General features: G+C 31.9%; 17 protein-coding genes. 12 read left to right on the forward strand and 5 right to left on the reverse strand.

Annotation, left to right across the window (positions count from 1 at the left end; genetic code table 11):
• Nucleotides 1–6: 6 nt before the first annotated feature.
• Nucleotides 7–771, forward strand: coding sequence for a TIGR02757 family protein (locus DPIF8902391_RS10365; RefSeq protein ID WP_058884610.1), 765 nt, complete (start codon nucleotides 7–9; stop codon nucleotides 769–771).
• 7 nt (nucleotides 772–778) lie between these two features.
• Here DPIF8902391_RS10365 and DPIF8902391_RS10370 read toward each other — a convergent pair whose 3' ends face one another.
• Complete coding sequence (locus DPIF8902391_RS10370) at nucleotides 779–1,987, reverse strand: TIGR03862 family flavoprotein (RefSeq protein WP_172505775.1); 1,209 nt, start codon at nucleotides 1,985–1,987, stop codon at nucleotides 779–781.
• Nucleotides 1,988–2,146: 159 nt separating this feature from the next.
• On the opposite strand from DPIF8902391_RS10370, the gene DPIF8902391_RS10375 reads away from it, so the two are divergent.
• Nucleotides 2,147–2,788, forward strand: coding sequence for an aquaporin (locus DPIF8902391_RS10375; RefSeq protein ID WP_172505776.1), 642 nt, complete (start codon nucleotides 2,147–2,149; stop codon nucleotides 2,786–2,788).
• Nucleotides 2,789–2,918: 130 nt separating this feature from the next.
• On the opposite strand, the gene gldG is transcribed toward DPIF8902391_RS10375, so the two are convergent.
• The 4 genes from gldG to DPIF8902391_RS10395 all read right to left on the reverse strand — a co-directional run bounded on the left by gldG (nucleotide 2,919) and on the right by DPIF8902391_RS10395 (nucleotide 6,742).
• Nucleotides 2,919–4,562 (reverse strand): gliding motility-associated ABC transporter substrate-binding protein GldG, encoded by a 1,644-nt coding sequence (gldG, locus tag DPIF8902391_RS10380; RefSeq protein ID WP_172505777.1) that lies wholly within the window; start codon nucleotides 4,560–4,562, stop codon nucleotides 2,919–2,921.
• The gene (gene gldF, locus DPIF8902391_RS10385; protein WP_172505778.1) at nucleotides 4,555–5,274 is read right to left on the reverse strand and encodes a gliding motility-associated ABC transporter permease subunit GldF; all 720 of its coding nucleotides are present in this window, start codon (nucleotides 5,272–5,274) and stop codon (nucleotides 4,555–4,557) included. The genes gldG and gldF overlap by 8 nt, the downstream gene beginning before the upstream one ends.
• Nucleotides 5,274–5,804 carry a GNAT family N-acetyltransferase gene (locus DPIF8902391_RS10390; protein WP_058884614.1) on the reverse strand — a complete coding sequence of 177 codons (531 nt, stop codon included), beginning with the start codon at nucleotides 5,802–5,804 and terminating at the stop codon, nucleotides 5,274–5,276. The genes gldF and DPIF8902391_RS10390 overlap by 1 nt, the downstream gene beginning before the upstream one ends.
• Nucleotides 5,805–5,878: 74 nt before the next feature.
• Nucleotides 5,879–6,742 carry an SAM hydrolase/SAM-dependent halogenase family protein gene (locus tag DPIF8902391_RS10395; RefSeq protein WP_101915814.1) on the reverse strand — a complete coding sequence of 288 codons (864 nt, stop codon included), beginning with the start codon at nucleotides 6,740–6,742 and terminating at the stop codon, nucleotides 5,879–5,881.
• Between the two features lie 134 nt (nucleotides 6,743–6,876).
• Between DPIF8902391_RS10395 and DPIF8902391_RS10400 the strand changes: the two genes are divergently transcribed.
• The 10 genes from DPIF8902391_RS10400 to DPIF8902391_RS10445 all read left to right on the forward strand — a co-directional run bounded on the left by DPIF8902391_RS10400 (nucleotide 6,877) and on the right by DPIF8902391_RS10445 (nucleotide 16,874).
• Complete coding sequence (locus DPIF8902391_RS10400) at nucleotides 6,877–7,830, forward strand: PhoH family protein (protein WP_058886231.1); 954 nt, start codon at nucleotides 6,877–6,879, stop codon at nucleotides 7,828–7,830.
• Between the two features lie 182 nt (nucleotides 7,831–8,012).
• Nucleotides 8,013–9,476 (forward strand): bifunctional metallophosphatase/5'-nucleotidase, encoded by a 1,464-nt coding sequence (locus DPIF8902391_RS10405; RefSeq protein WP_172505779.1) that lies wholly within the window; start codon nucleotides 8,013–8,015, stop codon nucleotides 9,474–9,476.
• Nucleotides 9,477–9,605: 129 nt separating this feature from the next.
• Complete coding sequence (locus DPIF8902391_RS10410; RefSeq protein WP_172505780.1) at nucleotides 9,606–10,553, forward strand: phosphoribosylaminoimidazolesuccinocarboxamide synthase; 948 nt, start codon at nucleotides 9,606–9,608, stop codon at nucleotides 10,551–10,553.
• Nucleotides 10,546–10,938, forward strand: coding sequence for a glyoxalase (locus DPIF8902391_RS10415; protein ID WP_101915811.1), 393 nt, complete (start codon nucleotides 10,546–10,548; stop codon nucleotides 10,936–10,938). Before DPIF8902391_RS10410 ends, DPIF8902391_RS10415 begins: the two co-directional genes overlap by 8 nt.
• A 27-nt stretch (nucleotides 10,939–10,965) precedes the next feature.
• A complete protein-coding gene (gene fabV / locus DPIF8902391_RS10420; protein ID WP_101955990.1) occupies nucleotides 10,966–12,153 on the forward strand; it encodes an enoyl-ACP reductase FabV in 1,188 nt (395 codons plus the stop codon).
• An 82-nt stretch (nucleotides 12,154–12,235) separates the two neighbouring features.
• Nucleotides 12,236–12,706 carry a hypothetical protein gene (locus DPIF8902391_RS10425; protein WP_058884620.1) on the forward strand — a complete coding sequence of 157 codons (471 nt, stop codon included), beginning with the start codon at nucleotides 12,236–12,238 and terminating at the stop codon, nucleotides 12,704–12,706.
• A 96-nt stretch (nucleotides 12,707–12,802) separates the two neighbouring features.
• The gene (locus DPIF8902391_RS10430) at nucleotides 12,803–14,056 is read left to right on the forward strand and encodes an aminotransferase class I/II-fold pyridoxal phosphate-dependent enzyme (RefSeq protein ID WP_058884621.1); all 1,254 of its coding nucleotides are present in this window, start codon (nucleotides 12,803–12,805) and stop codon (nucleotides 14,054–14,056) included.
• Between the two features lie 107 nt (nucleotides 14,057–14,163).
• A complete protein-coding gene (locus DPIF8902391_RS10435) occupies nucleotides 14,164–14,901 on the forward strand; it encodes a DUF4294 domain-containing protein (RefSeq protein WP_083501049.1) in 738 nt (245 codons plus the stop codon).
• 326 nt (nucleotides 14,902–15,227) lie between these two features.
• Nucleotides 15,228–15,905 (forward strand): Crp/Fnr family transcriptional regulator, encoded by a 678-nt coding sequence (locus DPIF8902391_RS10440; RefSeq protein WP_172505781.1) that lies wholly within the window; start codon nucleotides 15,228–15,230, stop codon nucleotides 15,903–15,905.
• A gap of 69 nt (nucleotides 15,906–15,974) precedes the next feature.
• The gene (locus tag DPIF8902391_RS10445) at nucleotides 15,975–16,874 is read left to right on the forward strand and encodes an anti-sigma factor (protein ID WP_172505782.1); all 900 of its coding nucleotides are present in this window, start codon (nucleotides 15,975–15,977) and stop codon (nucleotides 16,872–16,874) included.
• Nucleotides 16,875–17,219 lie beyond the last annotated feature (345 nt).

Here is a 17,219-nt window from a genome sequence, read left to right on the forward strand (position 1 = left end):
GCCATTTTGAATCCAAATGAATTAAAAGAGTTTTTAGACGCAAAAGTACAGCAATATAATAGTTTTGACTTTATTGCCCCCGATCCAATTTCGATTCCACACAAATTTTCTGTGAAAGAAGATATTGAAATTTCGGGTTTTTTGGCAGCAACAATTGCTTGGGGAAATAGGAAAAGTATCTTAAAAAACGCCAATAAAATGATGGATTTGCTAGGAAATTCGCCCTACGATTTTGTAATGAATCATCAAGAACATCATTTAGAAAACTTAGATGGTTTTGTGCATAGAACTTTTAATGCTATCGATTTTTCACATTTTATAAAGGCGTTAAAACATATTTATACGCATCATAATGGCTTAGAAAATATTTTCAATAAACACGCTTCCAAAGATTCTTTACAACCTGCAATTCATGAATTGAAAAAGATATTCTTTGAAATAGAACACCCAAGCAGAACTACAAAACACGTATCTGATCCGTATAAAAAATCAGCATGTAAAAGAATTAATATGTGGCTTAGGTGGATGATAAGAAATGACAATACAGGCGTAGATTTTGGTCTTTGGAAAAATATATCACCCGCCATTTTGTCGTGTCCGTTAGATGTTCATTCTGGGAATGTTGGGCGTAAATTGGGTCTTTTAACGAGAAAACAAAACGATGCCAAAGCGTTGTTAGAGCTAGATACTTCGCTTAGAAAACTAGACAGCCAAGACCCTGTAAAATATGATTTTGCGTTATTTGGCTTGGGAGTTTTTGAGAAGTTTTAAGGAGTTTTTATCCTTTTTCATTCAGATAATCAGCAACAAAAACGCCCATACTAAAACAAGCTTGCAATAAATAACCACCCGTTGGAGCGTTCCAATCGAGCATTTCGCCGATGCAAAACGTGTTTTTAAGGTTTTTAAGCTCAAAATTTTCAGCAACCTGTTCTAAAGAAACGCCGCCAGTTGTAGAAATCGCTTCATTTAACGGCGCAGAATCTTCTATAATAAGCGGCAAGGACTTTATTTTTTGTGCTAACATATTTTTATCAAGATATTCCTCTTTCGTTAAAAAGGACTTTAATAAATCAATTTGAACAGGGCTTAATTTTAAAACTTTTTTAAGAATATCAGTAATGCTATAATTCGATGTGTTTATTTTTTTGAAGATTTCATCTAAACTAAACATCGGTTTTAAATCTAGATAAATACTTGCTTTGTTATTGGCTGAAAGTTGCGATTGTATTTCTGGGCTTAACGCATAAATAGCATTTCCTTCCAAGCCAAATTTTGTAATTACAAGCTCTCCTTTTTGGGTTTTATCGAAACAAGAAAGAGCAATGTTTTTTAAAGGTTTTCCTTCATTTTTTAAAATAAAATCAGGTTTCCATGCAATTTTATAAGCACAGTTTGAAGGCAAAAAAGGACGTGTTTTAATGCTTTTATCCTCAAAAATAGGCAACCAATTACCATCAGAACCTGTAATTTTCCAACTTCCGCCTCCCATTGAAAAAATAGTATAATCGGCTGAAATAATAGTATTTTTATTTTCTGTATTATTTTGATGTTCAAAAATCAAATCATTATCAGAAGTCCAACCCTTCCACTTGTAATCACATAAAAAACGAACGTCTTTATCCGAAGAAAATTGTTTGATTTTTGATAAAACACTAATCGGTTTGATGCCTTTTTCAGGGTAAATTCGGTTGCTACTTCCCTTAAAAGTTGGGATATCTAATTTCAATAACCAAGCCTGTAAATCATCATTTGAAAAATTTAATAAGGCATTTTTCAAGAAATAATCAGGCGTATATCTGTCAATCATTTTATGAATACCTTCGCCGTGGCTAAGATTAAAACCGCCATCACCAGCGACTAAAAATTTGCGTCCTACCGATTTTTTTTGCTCATAAATAGTAACGTCAAATTTTTTGGTATCTAAAAATGCACTAGCAAAAAGTGCCGCCGCGCCACCGCCAATAATGGCTATTGATTTCTTCATTTTGCAAAATTACTATTTGTTTATTAAAAGATTCCTATAAATGTAAAAAATCAAAGGAAGTCGGTTTTTATCAGCCAATATTTATCAGCCAAAATTTAGTTGTTAAAAAGGTAAAATAAATATCAAATAAATATGAAATATTTAGCTCATATTTGCAAAATGAAGAAAAAATATATTTCAGAATTAATAGGAACTTTTGCGTTAATTTTCTGCGGAACAGGAGCAATGACGGTAAATGAAATTACCGGCGGAACAGATTTAACCCATACGGGCGTTGCCATAACTTGGGGGTTAATAGTAATGGCGATGATTTATGCTTTTGGCGAAATTTCGGGCGCACATTTTAATCCTGCGGTCACTATTGCTTTCGCTTTTGCTAAAAAATTTCCGTGGAAAGAAGTTCCAAAGTATATTGTTTTTCAATTAATACGAGCAATATTAGCAAGCTGTATGCTCTGTGTTTTATTTCCTGAAAGTGAATATTTTGGGGCAACAATACCATCAATTGTACCGTGGCGCGCATTTATTTTAGAGCTTTTATTAACCTTCTTTTTAATGCTAACCATTATCAATGTTTCGTCAGGAAGCAAGGAAGTTGGGGTAATGGCAGGAATCGCAATTGGAGGCGTAGTTTTACTAGAAGCCATGTTTGCAGGACCGATGACAAAAGCATCCATGAACCCAGTACGTTCAATTGCTCCCGCTTTAATTTCAGGACATTTAGAGCATTTGTGGCTGTATATTTTAGCCCCTATTTTAGGCGCGATATTAGCTGTCTTTTCTTGGAAATTAGTCAAGTAATTTCCTTTTTTATTAGAAGCTATTTCCCGCTTTTCGCACTCGCTCTTTTTTTGAAGAAAAATCAAAAAAAGGAGCTCAAACAATTGCTACAATCGGGGCTAGGGTTTTGTGCTTATTTTGAAGATATTGCCTAATTTTCATATTTTTTCTTCCTAAAATAACGAAATCCAAAACCGAATAAAGCAAGTAAAATTAACGGAACACCGATATTTATAAATTGCCAAAAACGTTTTTGAGTGTAGGCTTTTTGTTTGTCTAATAAATGAATAGCAATCGATTTATTTCGCAAATTAATTAAACCAGTATCGTCTAGTAAGTAATCAATGGTGTTTATTAAAAATTCTTTGTTTCCAAAGTGTTCACCAGTCCATTTATCTAAGGCTAAATCGTGTGGTTTTCCTTTTAAAATTTGATTTCTAGCCACATCACCATCGGCAATAACAACCATTTTATTTGCAGTGCTTTTAGCTTTAAAAAGTGGTGTGTTAAATGGTTTTGTTCTGTTTTTATATGCCGAATTAAAATCGCCTTCTAATAAAACAGCTAACAATTGTGGTCCGCTATTGTATTGTTTTTCTTTTGGCTGTTTGGCAATACTTTGTAATTCAACAAAATTAGGCGTTCCTATCTTTTTTGTTAATACAGAAGTAACAAATAAGGGTGTTTTTTTGATGCCTCCTTTTAAGGTATCTATTTGTGTGGTAAAACGAAAACGAACAGGAGCAATGTTTTTGGTAATCGGGTGGTTTGGGTTTGGGTTTACCAGCGGATGATAAAACCAATTTAAGTGTTTAAACTGTGCCTGATTTCCTCTATTTCCTGTTGCTAACGGAATTTTAGCCGAATACAAATCTTGAATTAATGTGTTATTAACACGAACTTGATAGCTAAATAATAGGTCTGTTAGGTTTAAATCACGTGGAAAAGCGAGCATTTTTCCATTATTATACAGGCTGTCGGTATCGGCATAATTGGTGTCAAGCATCCAAAGAGTTTTACCGCCATTGCTAATAAACTGATCGAGTGTAAATTTTTCTTGTTCGGTAAATTTTTGGGTAGGTTTTGCAATAATTGCTAAATCATAGTTGGTTAAATCACTAAGTGTTTGCTGAGGGTTTTTAGCCACACTGTCTAAAGTAAATTTTGCCAAACGATATTTTTTACCAACTTCTGTCAATAAACTATATACATCGATATCTTCTAATTCGCCATTACCAGCAATTACGGCGATTTTTTGTTTTTGATTTGTTGTAATATTGTTTATCGCATTTGCAAAAGAATATTCTAGTTTTTCAATGGCATTTTGTAGCTGTTTTTCTTGTGTTTTTGCTATAGTATTTGGTAATAAAGAAACCAATTCAGTTTTTTGTCCGCTGCTAATTTCTGCCCAAGGAAAAATAATAGCTTCCGACAATTTCCCGTCTTCTTCGACAGTTAATTGACTAGGCATCATGCCTTTTTTTATTAGTTTTTCACGAATATGAATCGGGTTGATAAATCGAAATTGAACGTTTGAATTTAGGGCTTTTAATTCTTCTAAAAACTGACGTGTTTCGGTTTGTAAGCGCTTAAATTCTGCAGGGAAATCGCCCTCTAAATAAACGTTAATAAAAATAGTGTTTTCTAATTTATCCAATAGATTAATACTGGTTTTAGAAATCGTATAACGGTTGTCTTGTGTTAAATCGAAGCGTTTGTAAACGGAGTTTGAAAGGTAATTTATCAATAATAATCCGAAGAAAGCAAGGGCGCTATATTGTAGCTTTTTATTCATTTTTTAACTGTTGTTTGGTCATCAATAAAAAGAAAAAAGTAAGGCTGATAAAATAAATAATATCGCGGGTATCTACAACGCCACGGCTAATACTTTTAAAATGTTCGTACATTCCAAATTGTTGTAGCGTATATCCTGAATTTCCAAAAGAAGAACTTAAAGAGTCAAATCCGTAGAACAAAATAAAGCTGATAAAAATACTTAAAATAAAAGCGACAATTTGATTTTTAGAAAGCGTAGAGGTAAATAAACCAATTGCGGTATAAGTTGCGGCTAAAAAAAGAACGCCTAAATACGAACCAATAGTACTGCCAATATCTAGGTTACCAATAGGGTTTCCAAGTGTGTAAACGGTGTAAACGTAGGTTAATGTTGGTGCTAAAGCAATGCAAACTAATACCAAGCAGGCTAAAAATTTCCCGACAACAATTTGCCAATCGGTTACTGGTTTTGTTCTTAATAACTCAATAGTTCCACTGTTAAATTCATCAGCAAAACTTTTCATGGTAATGGCAGGAATCAAAAATAAAAATAACCAAGGTGTTAAATAAAAGAACGAACTGATATCTGAAAAACCAGCATTTAAAATATTAAAATCATCTTTGAAAACCCATAAAAACAAGCCGTTTACAAGTAAAAATACCCCAATAACTAAATACGCTATTGAGGATGAAAAAAATGAATTAATTTCTTTTTTTAGTATTGAATACATTATTCTTGGTTTATGTCAAGACGAAAAATATGATTGTCTTCCGGTAAATTTTGGCTAGCTTCTTGTAAAGTAAATTGATTTTTTTCTAATAACGCTATCGCATCAGAATTATTTTGATGGGTAATGGCATCAATAGTTTTTAATTCGGCAGTTAATTGTGTAAACGCTAAAATAGTTTTCATGCTTTGATCCATAAAACCTTCTTTTTGATAATCAGGCATTAATTCATAGCTTATTTTTGCCGAATTATCTTCCGAATTTATATCATAAAGATTAATTGAGCCAATAATTTTGGCACTTTCTTGCAATTCAATTGCCCAAAAAATACCGTTTTGAGTTTCAAAATTATCTAAACAAGCTTGAATAAAAGCATCAGCATCATTTAAATTTTTAGGGGTTTCTCTTGTAATTAATTTGTTAATTTCTTTGTTAGAACGCAATTTAAAAATAGCTCTTTTATCGTTAAAAGATACTTGGCGTAATGTTAATCTTTCTGTAGAAAGTTTTGGGAAAATTGTGGGGTAATTCATTAGTGTAAACGTCTGGTTTTATTAATACTCTAAGTTTAGAGGTTTGTTATTGAAAATTAGCTAAAAAGTTTTTTTTAGTTTTCGGTGGTAAATTTAGCTGAAGGAATTGCATCAAATTCAACAGTAATGCTGTCTCGGTATCCTAAGCCTAATAGGGTAGAGGCTCCTCCAACAGTATTTAAGTTGCTTCTGTAAATGGCAATTTCTAAAAACCCTGACGAATTAAAAATGGCTAATTTTTCGCCGTCATTATTTCTTTTTTCTTTCGGAATTGCATAGTCTACAATTTCGTTATAGCGTTTGTAAATTTTAGTAAAGGTATAGCGCTTGGCTGTAATAATAAAATTTCGCCCTTTTCCTACGGATTTAAATAGTTTTTTATCAATATTGGTAATTACATTCCCATAATTATCGGTATAAATAACTCCGCCACTAATAATAGTTTGTTGCTTATTTACGGTTGTTTTTATTTCAACACTATTTTTATAGACATCAATTTCTTTTCCAATAACATTTAAGCTACCTCCACGTGCAATGTGTGAGGCAACTTGCACAAAAACATCGAGCACCGGAAAACTAGTTTCAATATGATTGTGAATGTTTATTTCAACAATTTTTGTGGGTTTTATATCTGAAGTAATCATTGAAATAATGCCGTTGTCAGGGCAAATAAAGTAATGATTGTCTAATTCAATAGCGATATGCTTATTTTCGGCACTTAATTCAGAATCGACACCAATAATATGTATTGTTTTGTCAGGGAAGCTTTTATAGGTGTTTCTTAAAATATAAGCAGTTTCTGTAATGTTAAAAGGGGTAATATGATGTGTGATATCAACAATTTTCACCTCGGGTAACTCACTATAAATAGCTCCTTTAACGGCACTTACAAAGTGGTCTTTTATTCCAAAATCGGTGGTTAAAGTAATTAGAGACATTAAATATAACTGCGTATTAATTATTTGTTAAGTAGTGTACTTTAAAATAGTACCTTAAATTTTATGGCAAAATTACATAATTCAATAAAAATAATCATTATTTTTAAACTGAATAATATTAAAACATGTATCTTTTGAACGAACGTATCTTTGAATTAACAGAAATTGATCCAAATGAATTTTTTGGAGCGCAAGATAGTACTATTACAACGCTAAAAAAGTATTTTCCAAAAGTTAAAATTGTATCTAGAGGAAATAAATTAAAATTATATGGCGAACCTGAAATTTTAGATGAGTTAGAAAAACGTTTAGGCATGCTAATTAAGTATTTTAATAAGTACAATAAATTAGATGAAAATAGTATTGAACGTATTTTAACAGCCACAGGAAAAGAAGAAGAATTTAGAAAGTCGGCTAAAATAGAAGGCGTTTTAGTGCATGGCGTTAATGGTAATTTAATAAAAGCACAAACCTCAAATCAACGGAAAATGGTTGATTTAATGAGTAAAAATGATATGCTTTTTGCCGTAGGTCCTGCGGGAACAGGTAAAACATATACTGCGGTGGCTTTGGCTGTAAAAGCATTGAAAGAAAAAGAAGTCCGTAAAATAATATTAACACGTCCTGCGGTAGAATCGGGCGAAAACTTAGGGTTTTTACCTGGCGATTTAAAAGAAAAATTAGATCCGTACATGCAACCTTTATATGACGCTTTGCGTGATATGATTCCTCATGAAAAATTAGAATCGCATATTGAAAAAGGCATCATTCAAATTGCTCCGTTGGCATTTATGCGTGGAAGAACGCTAGACAACGCTTTTGTTATTTTAGATGAAGCGCAGAATACGACCCATAATCAGATGAAAATGTTTTTAACAAGAATGGGGAAAAATGCAAAGTTTATTATTACTGGCGATCCTGGGCAAATAGATTTACCACGTAAACAGGTTTCAGGTTTAAAAGAAGCTTTGTTGGCATTAAAAGATATTAACGGTATTGCCCAAGTATATCTTGATGATAAAGATGTAGTGCGTCATCGATTGATTAAAAAAATTATTAAAGCTTATAAAAGTATCGAAACGGAGTAACGCCTGTTTTTTTATCTTCAGAAATTAAAAGACTATTTAAACGAATGAGCCGTTTAAATAGTCTTTTTTAATTAAAAAAAATGTTTGGTATTATAGCGTAGAAGTTATCTTTAATTTATACTATATTGATTAAATTTGTTGAAAAAAAACACCCGATGATAAACATGGCAAGCATGACAAACATGATACATAAAATTTTATTTCATATTAGTATTCTATTAATAAGTACGCTGTTATCATGCTCTTCAAATGGTATTAAAAATAATGAATTATCAGAAAATAATGATTTAAATGAAGGAGTAGAAAAGAAAGTAACGATATTTTTTGTAAATGATCAACATGCTCAGTTAGATAACTTTGCGAAAATAAAGTATTTAATAGATAAGGAAAAAGAGACTAAAAATGTTATCGTTGCTTGTAGTGGCGATATGTTTTCAGGAAGCCCCGTAGTTGATAATTATAAAGACAATCAAGGTTTTCCGATGATTGATGTGATGAATAAAGTAGGTTTTGATGTATCAGTATTAGGAAATCACGAATTTGATTATGGCGAAGCCACATTAAAAAAGCGGATAGAGCAAGCTAATTTTAATTGGGTCTGCGCGAATGTAGACATGTTAAATTCAGGAGTTCCGCAGCCAAATGAATTTTATACGGTTTCAAAAAATGATATAAAAATTACTTTTTTAGGCTTGGTGGAAACCAACGGAAAAAAGAACGGAACAATTCCTTCTACCCATCCATGGAAAGTTAAAAAAATGAAATTTGAACGTCCAGAAACGATCGTAAATAAATATAAAGATGTTAAAAAATCAGAAGATTCCGATCTTTTTATCGCATTAACACATTTAGGACACACAAGTAGTCGTAATTTAGGCGATGTTCAATTAGCGAATAAATTTCCTTACTTCGATTTAATTATAGGCGGGCATTCGCATCAAGAAATTAATACAAAAGAAAACGGAATTCCTATTTATCAATCAGGTTCTTATTTAAAAAAATTAGGAAAAATAGAACTATCTGTAAAAAATAAATCCATTATCAGTAGCAAGTACACGCTTATTAATTTAGAGGAGGTTTTAGAATATGACCAAGAGCTGAAGAGCGTTATTGATACATATAATAATGTACCCGAATTAGAAGAAGTAATAGGAAATTCATTAATTAACCACCAAAGAAATCAAGTAGGGTGTTTATATGCCGATGCGCTTAAAGCAACCATGAATGTAACAGTTTCTTTTCAAAATACAGGAGGGATTAGAAGTTCGTTAAATCAAGGAGCGATTACCAAAAGAGACATCTATACTATTGAACCATTTAATAACGGAACTGTTAAATACGAAATGACTATCGGGCAAATCAAAAATTTTTTAATAGAATCGAAGTCGGGCTTTTATTATTCAGGTATTCAAATTAAAAAAATAGGAAGGGTTATTGAAATTAGAGATGAATTAGGAAATCTGTTAGACTATAATACCGTTGTTTCGGTAGGTTTAACCGATTATATACCCGCTGTTTATGATAATTTATTTCCCGAAAATAGCGAGGTTCAAAATCTTTCGGCAGCAGCATCCATAATAAGTTATATAAAAAATACCAATCCGCAGGTAAATTATCCTAATTGTGGTAATTATTTTAGATATTAAGCAATTGTTTAAATTTCATTTAAAAACGTTTTTATATCCTTTTATTCTTTATCAGAAAGAAATAAAAACCAAAAATAAATACCATATTTTTGCAATCAACAACACAGTTAACAACACAACAAAAAAAGTATGAATACAATTAACGAAACTAACTTTCAATTTCCAAAGCAAAAGTCGGTTTATAAAGGTAAGGTAAGAGAGGTTTATAATATAGATGACGAGTTATTGGTAATGATAGCTTCTGACAGATTATCTGCTTTTGATGTGGTTTTACCACGTCAAATTCCTTATAAAGGGCAAATTTTAAATCAGATAGCAACCAAAATGATGAACGAAACCGCTCAGGTTGTTCCAAATTGGTTACACGCAACGCCTGATGAAAATGTAGCTGTAGGGCATTTATGTGAGCCTTTTAAGGTAGAAATGGTTATCCGTGGGTATATGTCAGGGCATGCAGCACGTGAATATAAAGCTGGTAAAAGGGTTTTATGTGGCGTTGAAATGGCGGAAGGAATGAAGGAAAATGATCAGTTTCCAACACCAATAATTACGCCTTCAACAAAGGCTGAAAACGGCGATCATGATCAAGATATTACTCGTGAAGAAATTTTATCTAAAAATGTGGTTTCTGAAGAAGATTATATCATCTTAGAAAAATATACTAGAAATTTATTTCAAAAAGGAACAGAAATAGCTGCTTCTCGTGGGTTAATTTTAGTAGATACTAAATATGAATTTGGTAAAACAAAAGATGGTAAAATTGTTTTAATTGATGAAATTCACACACCAGATTCTTCTCGTTATTTTTATGCCGATGGATATGCTGAACGTCAAGAAAAAGGAGTGCCACAAAAGCAATTGTCAAAAGAATTTGTACGTCAGTGGTTAATTGAAAATGATTTTCAAGGAAAAGACGGGCAGGCAATTCCTGAAATGTCAGACGAAAAAGTTACCGAAATTTCAAACAGATATATTGAATTATACGAGCAAATTACAGGAGAGAAATTTGTAAAAGCAAATACTGAAAATGTATTAAATCGTATTGAAAAAAACGTTGTTAATTTTTTAAATGGATAGCAACAAAATAAGTATTCGCCCGGTATTAAATTTATCCTCTGAAATTCCTGTAGAAGATTTTCAGAATAAAACAATACGCCCAATTTTAAAATTACAACACGAACTGCTTTTGCAATTTTTTATCTTTTTCTGTAAAAGTCAAAAAGTAGATATCGTACATATCGAAAAAGAAAAATTTAATAAAGCGGTAAATAGTATCACCAAGAAAAATATCAATTTAAAAAATCAGTTTTTAGGGTTGATTATCGGGCAGTTTACCGTGGGTGAATTTGAATTTTATAAAGATAATAATACCGATATCAATAAAAGAATTTTAATGATGATTGGGCAACGAATTAAAGACAGCCAATTAGAAATTAAAAGTTTTAAAACAGATAGCAATTAATAAAAATTAATAAGAAATTAGTTAAAAATGATAATAGAGCCAAGAACTAGAGGATTTATTTGTTTAACATCTCATCCAACGGGTTGTGAGCAAAATGTAAAAGATCAAATAGCATACGTACAATCAAAAGGAAAAATTGAAGGTGCTAAAAAAGTATTAGTAATCGGTGCTTCAACAGGTTTCGGATTGGCATCAAGAATAACAAGCGCATTTGGTTCAGATGCTGCTACAATTGGTGTTTTCTTTGATAAACCTGCAACAGAAGGAAAGCCAGGGTCGCCAGGTTTTTACAATACAGCCGCTTTTGAACAAGAAGCAACAAAGGCAGGCTTATATGCCAAAAGTATTAATGGAGATGCGTTTTCAAACCAAATAAAAGAACAGGTTGTTAATCTAATCAAACAAGATTTAGGGCAAATTGACTTGGTTATTTATAGTTTAGCATCGCCAGTTAGAATGCACCCTGTATCAGGAAAACGTTTTAAATCAACATTAAAACCTATTGGAGAAGTTTTTACTAATAAAACCGTAGATTTTCATACTGGAAAAGTTTCAGAAATTTCTATAAACCCAGCCCAAGGCGATGATGTTGCCAATACGGTAACGGTTATGGGTGGTGAAGATTGGAAAATGTGGATGGACGCATTACAATCAGAAAACTTATTATCGGAAGGCGCTACTACAGTGGCATATTCTTATATCGGTCCTGAAGTTACCAAACCTGTGTACAGAAACGGAACAATTGGTGCGGCTAAAGATGATTTAGAAGCAACTGCTTTTACGATTTCGGATGATTTAAAATCAATAGGAGGAAAGGCGTATGTTTCGGTAAATAAAGCCTTGGTAACACAAGCGAGTTCTGCAATTCCTGTAATTCCATTATATATTTCACTTTTATTTAAGGTGATGAAAGAAAAAGGAATTCACGAAGGATGTATCGAGCAAATTCAGCGTTTATATAGCCAGCGTTTATTTGGCGGCGATTTAGCTTTAGATGAAAAAGGAAGAATCCGTGTAGACGATTGGGAAATGCGTGAAGATGTACAAGCAGAAATTGCGGAATTATGGGAAAAAGCAACCACTGAAAATTTATCGGAAATTGGAGATTTAGAAGGATATAGTCAAGAATTTTTTAAATTATTCGGTTTTAAAGTAGCTGGTATAAATTATGATGCTGAGGTTAACGAAGTTGTTAGCGTACCAAGTATTCAATAATTAAAAAGCATATAAAAACACCATCAAAACCTCATAGTCGTAATAGCTGTGAGGTTTTTTTTTTTTTATTTAAAATTATGTTATGGAAACAGCAACAATTAAAGCGTTAAAAGACGAATTAAAACATAAAAATCAAAATGAATTATTAGAAATTTGTTTGCAGTTAATTCGTTTTAAAAAAGAAAATAAAGAACTGCTTACTTACCTGTTGTTTGAAGCTGATAATGAACAAGGTTATATTTTAGCTATTAAAAATGAGATGGATGTGTTGTTTGAAAATATCAATACTAAAAGTTATTTTTTTATCAGAAAAAGTGCCCGTAAAATATTAACAAATACCAAAAAATACATTCGTTTTTCAAAGAATAAAGAAACAGAAGTCGAATTATTATTACATTTTTGTATCAAACTCAAAAATTTAAAACCGTCAATAAAAAACAGTCCTCGTTTGCAAAATATACTAGCAACTCAAGTAAAACTGATTCAAAAAATTGTAGCAAGCCTGCATGAAGATTTACAATACGATTATGGTTTAGAATTAGAAAAATTATAAAAAGAACTTTTTTAACAAAAGAATCAAGTGCTTAACTATTTTGAGAACATCTTAAAAATCATTATTTTTGTAAGGAATAAAATTACAAAAGTAATAATGACTAAAGATTTATTTGAAAGAATTAAACAAGATAAAGGACCGTTAGGAAAATGGGCAGATAAGGCAGAAGGATATTTTGTTTTCCCAAAATTAGAAGGACCAATTTCTAACAGAATGTCTTTTAATGGAAAAGAAGTAATTACTTGGAGTATCAATGATTATTTAGGCTTGGCAAACCATCCTGAGGTATTAAAAGTTGATGGTGAATCAGCAGCAACCGACGGATTAGCTTATCCAATGGGAGCTCGTATGATGTCAGGGCACACCAAATACCATGAGCAATTAGAGCAAGAATGTGCTGATTTTGTAGAAAAAGAAGCGGCATATTTAGTAAACTTTGGCTACCAAGGAATGGTATCGGCAATTGATGCTTTGGTTACCAAAGAAGATATTATTGTTTATGATATGGATACCCACGCTTGTATTATTGATGGTGTTCGTTTACATGCAGGAAAACGTTTTGTTTACAGACATAACGATATTGAAAGCTGTGAAAAAAACTTGCAAAGAGCCACTAAAATGGCAGCAAAAACAGGTGGAGGAATTTTATTGATTTCCGAAGGTGTTTTTGGAATGCGAGGAGAGCAAGGTCGTTTAAAAGAAATTATCGCCTTAAAAGAAAAATATAACTTCCGAATTTTAGTTGATGATGCCCATGGTTTTGGAACCTTAGGTAAAGACGGAAAAGGAACTGGTTTTGAGCAAGGAGTTCAAGAGGGTATTGATGTTTATTTTGCAACATTTGCAAAATCGATGGCAGGAATCGGAGCTTTCTTTGCAGCCGATAAAGATGTAATTCAGTATTTACAATACAATATGCGTTCGCAAATGTTTGCTAAATCGTTGCCAATGCCCATGGTAAAAGGCGCCTTAAAACGATTAGACATGTTGCGTACCATGCCAGAGTTGAAAGAAAACTTATGGAAAATCACCAATTCATTACAATCAGGTTTACGTACTGCGGGCTTTGATTTAGGAACAACGCAAACTTGTATTACTCCTGTATTCTTAAAAGGAGAAATCCCTGAAGCAATGGCAATGGTTCAAGATTTACGTGAAAATCACGCGGTATTTTGTTCTATAGTGGTATATCCTGTAATACCAAAAGGATTAATTATTTTAAGATTAATACCAACAGCACGTCACACACAAAAAGACGTAGATGAAACAATTGTTGCATTTTCAGCAATTCGAGAAAAATTATCAAATGGAACTTATAAAAAGGTTGCAGAAGCAATTATGGCGGAATAAAAGATATAATTATAGCAAAAAAACTCATGAAGCACATACTATATTTCATGAGTTTTTTGTTTAAAAAAAAGGAATATCTTTGAGTCTTTATTTGATACTTAAAATTAATGAAAAAACTTTTATATATATATATAGTACTCTTCGTTTCTAGTAGCATAGGACAAATAAAAGACACACTACCAAACGTTAATGAAGAATATTTTTTGTTAAAAAATGGCGACAGTTTAATGATTACATTAAACGAAGTGGCTATTTTTCCGAAGCATAAGTTTAAAGAAAAATTAGATATTCATTATTATTATTGGTTTCGAAAAAAAGTTTTCAAAGCCTATCCTTATGCTGTTTTGGCGGCAAAAAAAATAGACAGTGTAGCGGTTCGTTTATCAAAAATAAAATCGAAAAGAGCCAAAAGAAAATATATAAAAAGAACTCAAAAGTACCTCCAAGAAGAACTAACGAGTCCTTTAAAAAAATTAACCAAAACAGAGGGGCGCATTTTATTAAAATTAATACATCGCCAATCAGGCAAAACCGCTTTTCAAAATATTAAAGAATTGCGAAGTAGCTGGAAGGCATTTTGGTACAATACCACCGCAAATATATTCAAGTTATCATTAAAATCTGAATACATACCAGAAACGATAAATGAAGATTTTTTAATAGAAGATGTTTTACAACGTGCCTTTATTGATGAAAAATTAGAATATCAAACACCAAAATTAAAGAAACCCTATAAAAACATTGTATTAAAAGGCAGGGGAAGCATCGATGTAACGGTTTATAAAAAGTTATTTGTAAAGATCCGCAAGAAGCGCGCAAGAAAAACCAAGCCTAAAAAAAAGTAGCAGCTATATATAAGGTATAAAAATTCAATATTTTTTTTTAGAAGCAATTTCCCGCTTTCCGCACTCGCTTTTTTTATTTTTTTGAAGAAAAAAAACAAAAAAGAGCTCAAACAAAGCATCAATCGGGGCTAGGCATTTGTACTAATTTCGATAATTTGAGAAACTATTATAATTTTTGCAAAATAGCGGCTAAATAGTAGTTGTTTTACTCAATATATTTTCATTTGTTTAAATTTTAGGTTATTTTTATATATTGCTATTAGGTTTTAAGCTTCATTTAAAGCATTTTATAGCTAAAAAACACTAACTTTTAAATAAAATTACTTATGAATTCTTTCTGGTTTTTTGATGATGTAAATTTATTTAACCTTTTATGCCCACATAAATTTAAAGGCTATAAATCTTGTCATACTTTTGATGCGTATCTAAAAAATGATTACATCTATTTTGAAAAAGACCAAGCGAGTAAAATCTATTTAATAGAAAGCGGAAAAGTAAAAATAGGTTATTACTCCGAAGCAGGAAAAGAAGTTGTTAAAACCATTTTAGCTAAAGGAGAGTTATTTGGTGAAAAGGCTATTTTAGGAGAAGAAATACGCAATGAATTTGCACAATCAATAGATAATAAAACCTCTATTTGCAGAATTGGTGTAGACACTATCCATGAACTGATGCGTGATAACAAAACATTCAGTTTGCATATCTATAAATTTCTTGGTTTTCGTTTTAAAAAATTAGAACGTCGGTTAAAAATTTTGCTTTTTAAAGATGTAAAAACACGATTAATGGAATTTTTACAAGAATTATTTGAACAGTACGGGCATCGTTGTCAAACCACGGGCAGTCGTATTATTGTTCATCCTTATACACAAAAAGACATCGCATCACTTATAGGCACTTCTCGACCAACACTAAATATAATATTAAACGAACTACGAGTAGCTAAAATTGTAGATTTTGACAGAAAAACCATTACTATTTATGAAAAAGATAATTTAGTGTAAGCTAGCTAACATTTCAGCTCAAAAATTAATTATATTTTTGAATTAATAATAATTCTAAAAAATATAAATATGATAAAACTTAAATTTTTAGGAGTGTTGGCTATTGGTTTATTAGCTGCTTCTTGTGGAAATGATAATGATGACATTGTAATTGAAAACTTAGAAAAGTCAACCTTATCTGTTAATTTAGAAGGGCTAGAAAATTTAGGTGAAAATTTTAAATACGAAGGCTGGGTAATTGTTAACGGAAAGCCTGTTTCAACAGGTTTATTTACGGTAGATGATTCTGGCGTAGCATCAAAAACTGATTTTACAGTTTTAGCTACTAATTTAAACGCAGCAACTAAATTTGTAGTAAGTATTGAGCCGCTTATAGATAAAGATGCAGGTCCATCAGATACAAAAATATTATCTGGTAATTTTTCTGGTAATTCAGCCATTGTAAATTCTACTATTGTAGCTGATTTTTCGACTGCCGCAGGAACCTATATTTTAGCAACTCCAACTGATGGAGGCAGTAATACTGACGAGCTTAGTGGTGTATGGTTTTTAGATAATTCTTCTGGAGGAGTAAAACCGGGGTTAATATTACCGAAATTATCAGCAGGATGGAAATACGAAGGCTGGGCAGTGATTAACGGCGTAGCAGTTTCTACAGGAACTTTTACCGATGCTTCAAAAGCAGATGATAATGCAGGAACCTCACCATTTAAAGGCGATGCTGGTAATGGGCCAGGATATCCGGGCGAAGATTATATGCAAAATGCACCAGCAGGTTTAACTTTCCCTTTAGATTTAAGAGGAACAACATTGGTAATCACTGCAGAACCGTACCCAGACAATGCCCTAACACCTTTTACATTAAAACCACTAGCCCATATAGTACCGGCAACAGCATCTGACCACACAGCAATTAAAATGGGCGATGGTCCTGTACAGCAATTAACCGGTATGGTAACTAGGAGGTAATTATTTTTTTCTAGAAGCAATTTCCCGCTTTCCGCACTCGCTTTTTTTGTTTTTTTAAAGGAAAAACAAAAAAGAGCTCAAACAAAGCATCAATCGGGGCTAGGCATTTGTACTAATTTCGATAATTTTAGAAACTATTATAATTTAGGCAAAGTTCACACTATCATTTCGAGCAGTAAAACTTAAACCTCACAGGTTTTAAAAACCTGTGAGGTTTGTTCTTGTTTGAAGAATTCAAAACGAAACCCCATTAACGAAAACAAACTGTCAGTTCGAGTGATTTTTTTCCTTCAAAAAAATAGTATCGAGAACTTTATCAGCATTAAGAGCCTGTTTAAATTTCAA

The organism is Tenacibaculum finnmarkense genomovar ulcerans (assembly GCF_900239495.1).
Lineage (GTDB): Bacteria > Bacteroidota > Bacteroidia > Flavobacteriales > Flavobacteriaceae > Polaribacter > Polaribacter ulcerans.

Bases quoted from the DNA above. Each gene is read 5' to 3' on its own strand.
- DPIF8902391_RS10370 (WP_172505775.1), bottom strand. From the start codon at position 1,987: ATGAAGAAATCAATAGCCATTATTGGCGGTGGCGCGGCGGCACTTTTT.
- DPIF8902391_RS10375 (WP_172505776.1), top strand. From the start codon at position 2,147: ATGAAGAAAAAATATATTTCAGAATTAATAGGAACTTTTGCGTTAATT.
- gldG (WP_172505777.1), bottom strand. From the start codon at position 4,562: ATGAATAAAAAGCTACAATATAGCGCCCTTGCTTTCTTCGGATTATTA.
- gldF (WP_172505778.1), bottom strand. From the start codon at position 5,274: ATGTATTCAATACTAAAAAAAGAAATTAATTCATTTTTTTCATCCTCA.
- DPIF8902391_RS10390 (WP_058884614.1), bottom strand. From the start codon at position 5,804: ATGAATTACCCCACAATTTTCCCAAAACTTTCTACAGAAAGATTAACA.
- DPIF8902391_RS10395 (WP_101915814.1), bottom strand. From the start codon at position 6,742: ATGTCTCTAATTACTTTAACCACCGATTTTGGAATAAAAGACCACTTT.
- DPIF8902391_RS10405 (WP_172505779.1), top strand. From the start codon at position 8,013: ATGATACATAAAATTTTATTTCATATTAGTATTCTATTAATAAGTACG.
- DPIF8902391_RS10410 (WP_172505780.1), top strand. From the start codon at position 9,606: ATGAATACAATTAACGAAACTAACTTTCAATTTCCAAAGCAAAAGTCG.
- DPIF8902391_RS10415 (WP_101915811.1), top strand. From the start codon at position 10,546: ATGGATAGCAACAAAATAAGTATTCGCCCGGTATTAAATTTATCCTCT.
- fabV (WP_101955990.1), top strand. From the start codon at position 10,966: ATGATAATAGAGCCAAGAACTAGAGGATTTATTTGTTTAACATCTCAT.
- DPIF8902391_RS10425 (WP_058884620.1), top strand. From the start codon at position 12,236: ATGGAAACAGCAACAATTAAAGCGTTAAAAGACGAATTAAAACATAAA.
- DPIF8902391_RS10430 (WP_058884621.1), top strand. From the start codon at position 12,803: ATGACTAAAGATTTATTTGAAAGAATTAAACAAGATAAAGGACCGTTA.
- DPIF8902391_RS10435 (WP_083501049.1), top strand. From the start codon at position 14,164: ATGAAAAAACTTTTATATATATATATAGTACTCTTCGTTTCTAGTAGC.
- DPIF8902391_RS10440 (WP_172505781.1), top strand. From the start codon at position 15,228: ATGAATTCTTTCTGGTTTTTTGATGATGTAAATTTATTTAACCTTTTA.
- DPIF8902391_RS10445 (WP_172505782.1), top strand. From the start codon at position 15,975: ATGATAAAACTTAAATTTTTAGGAGTGTTGGCTATTGGTTTATTAGCT.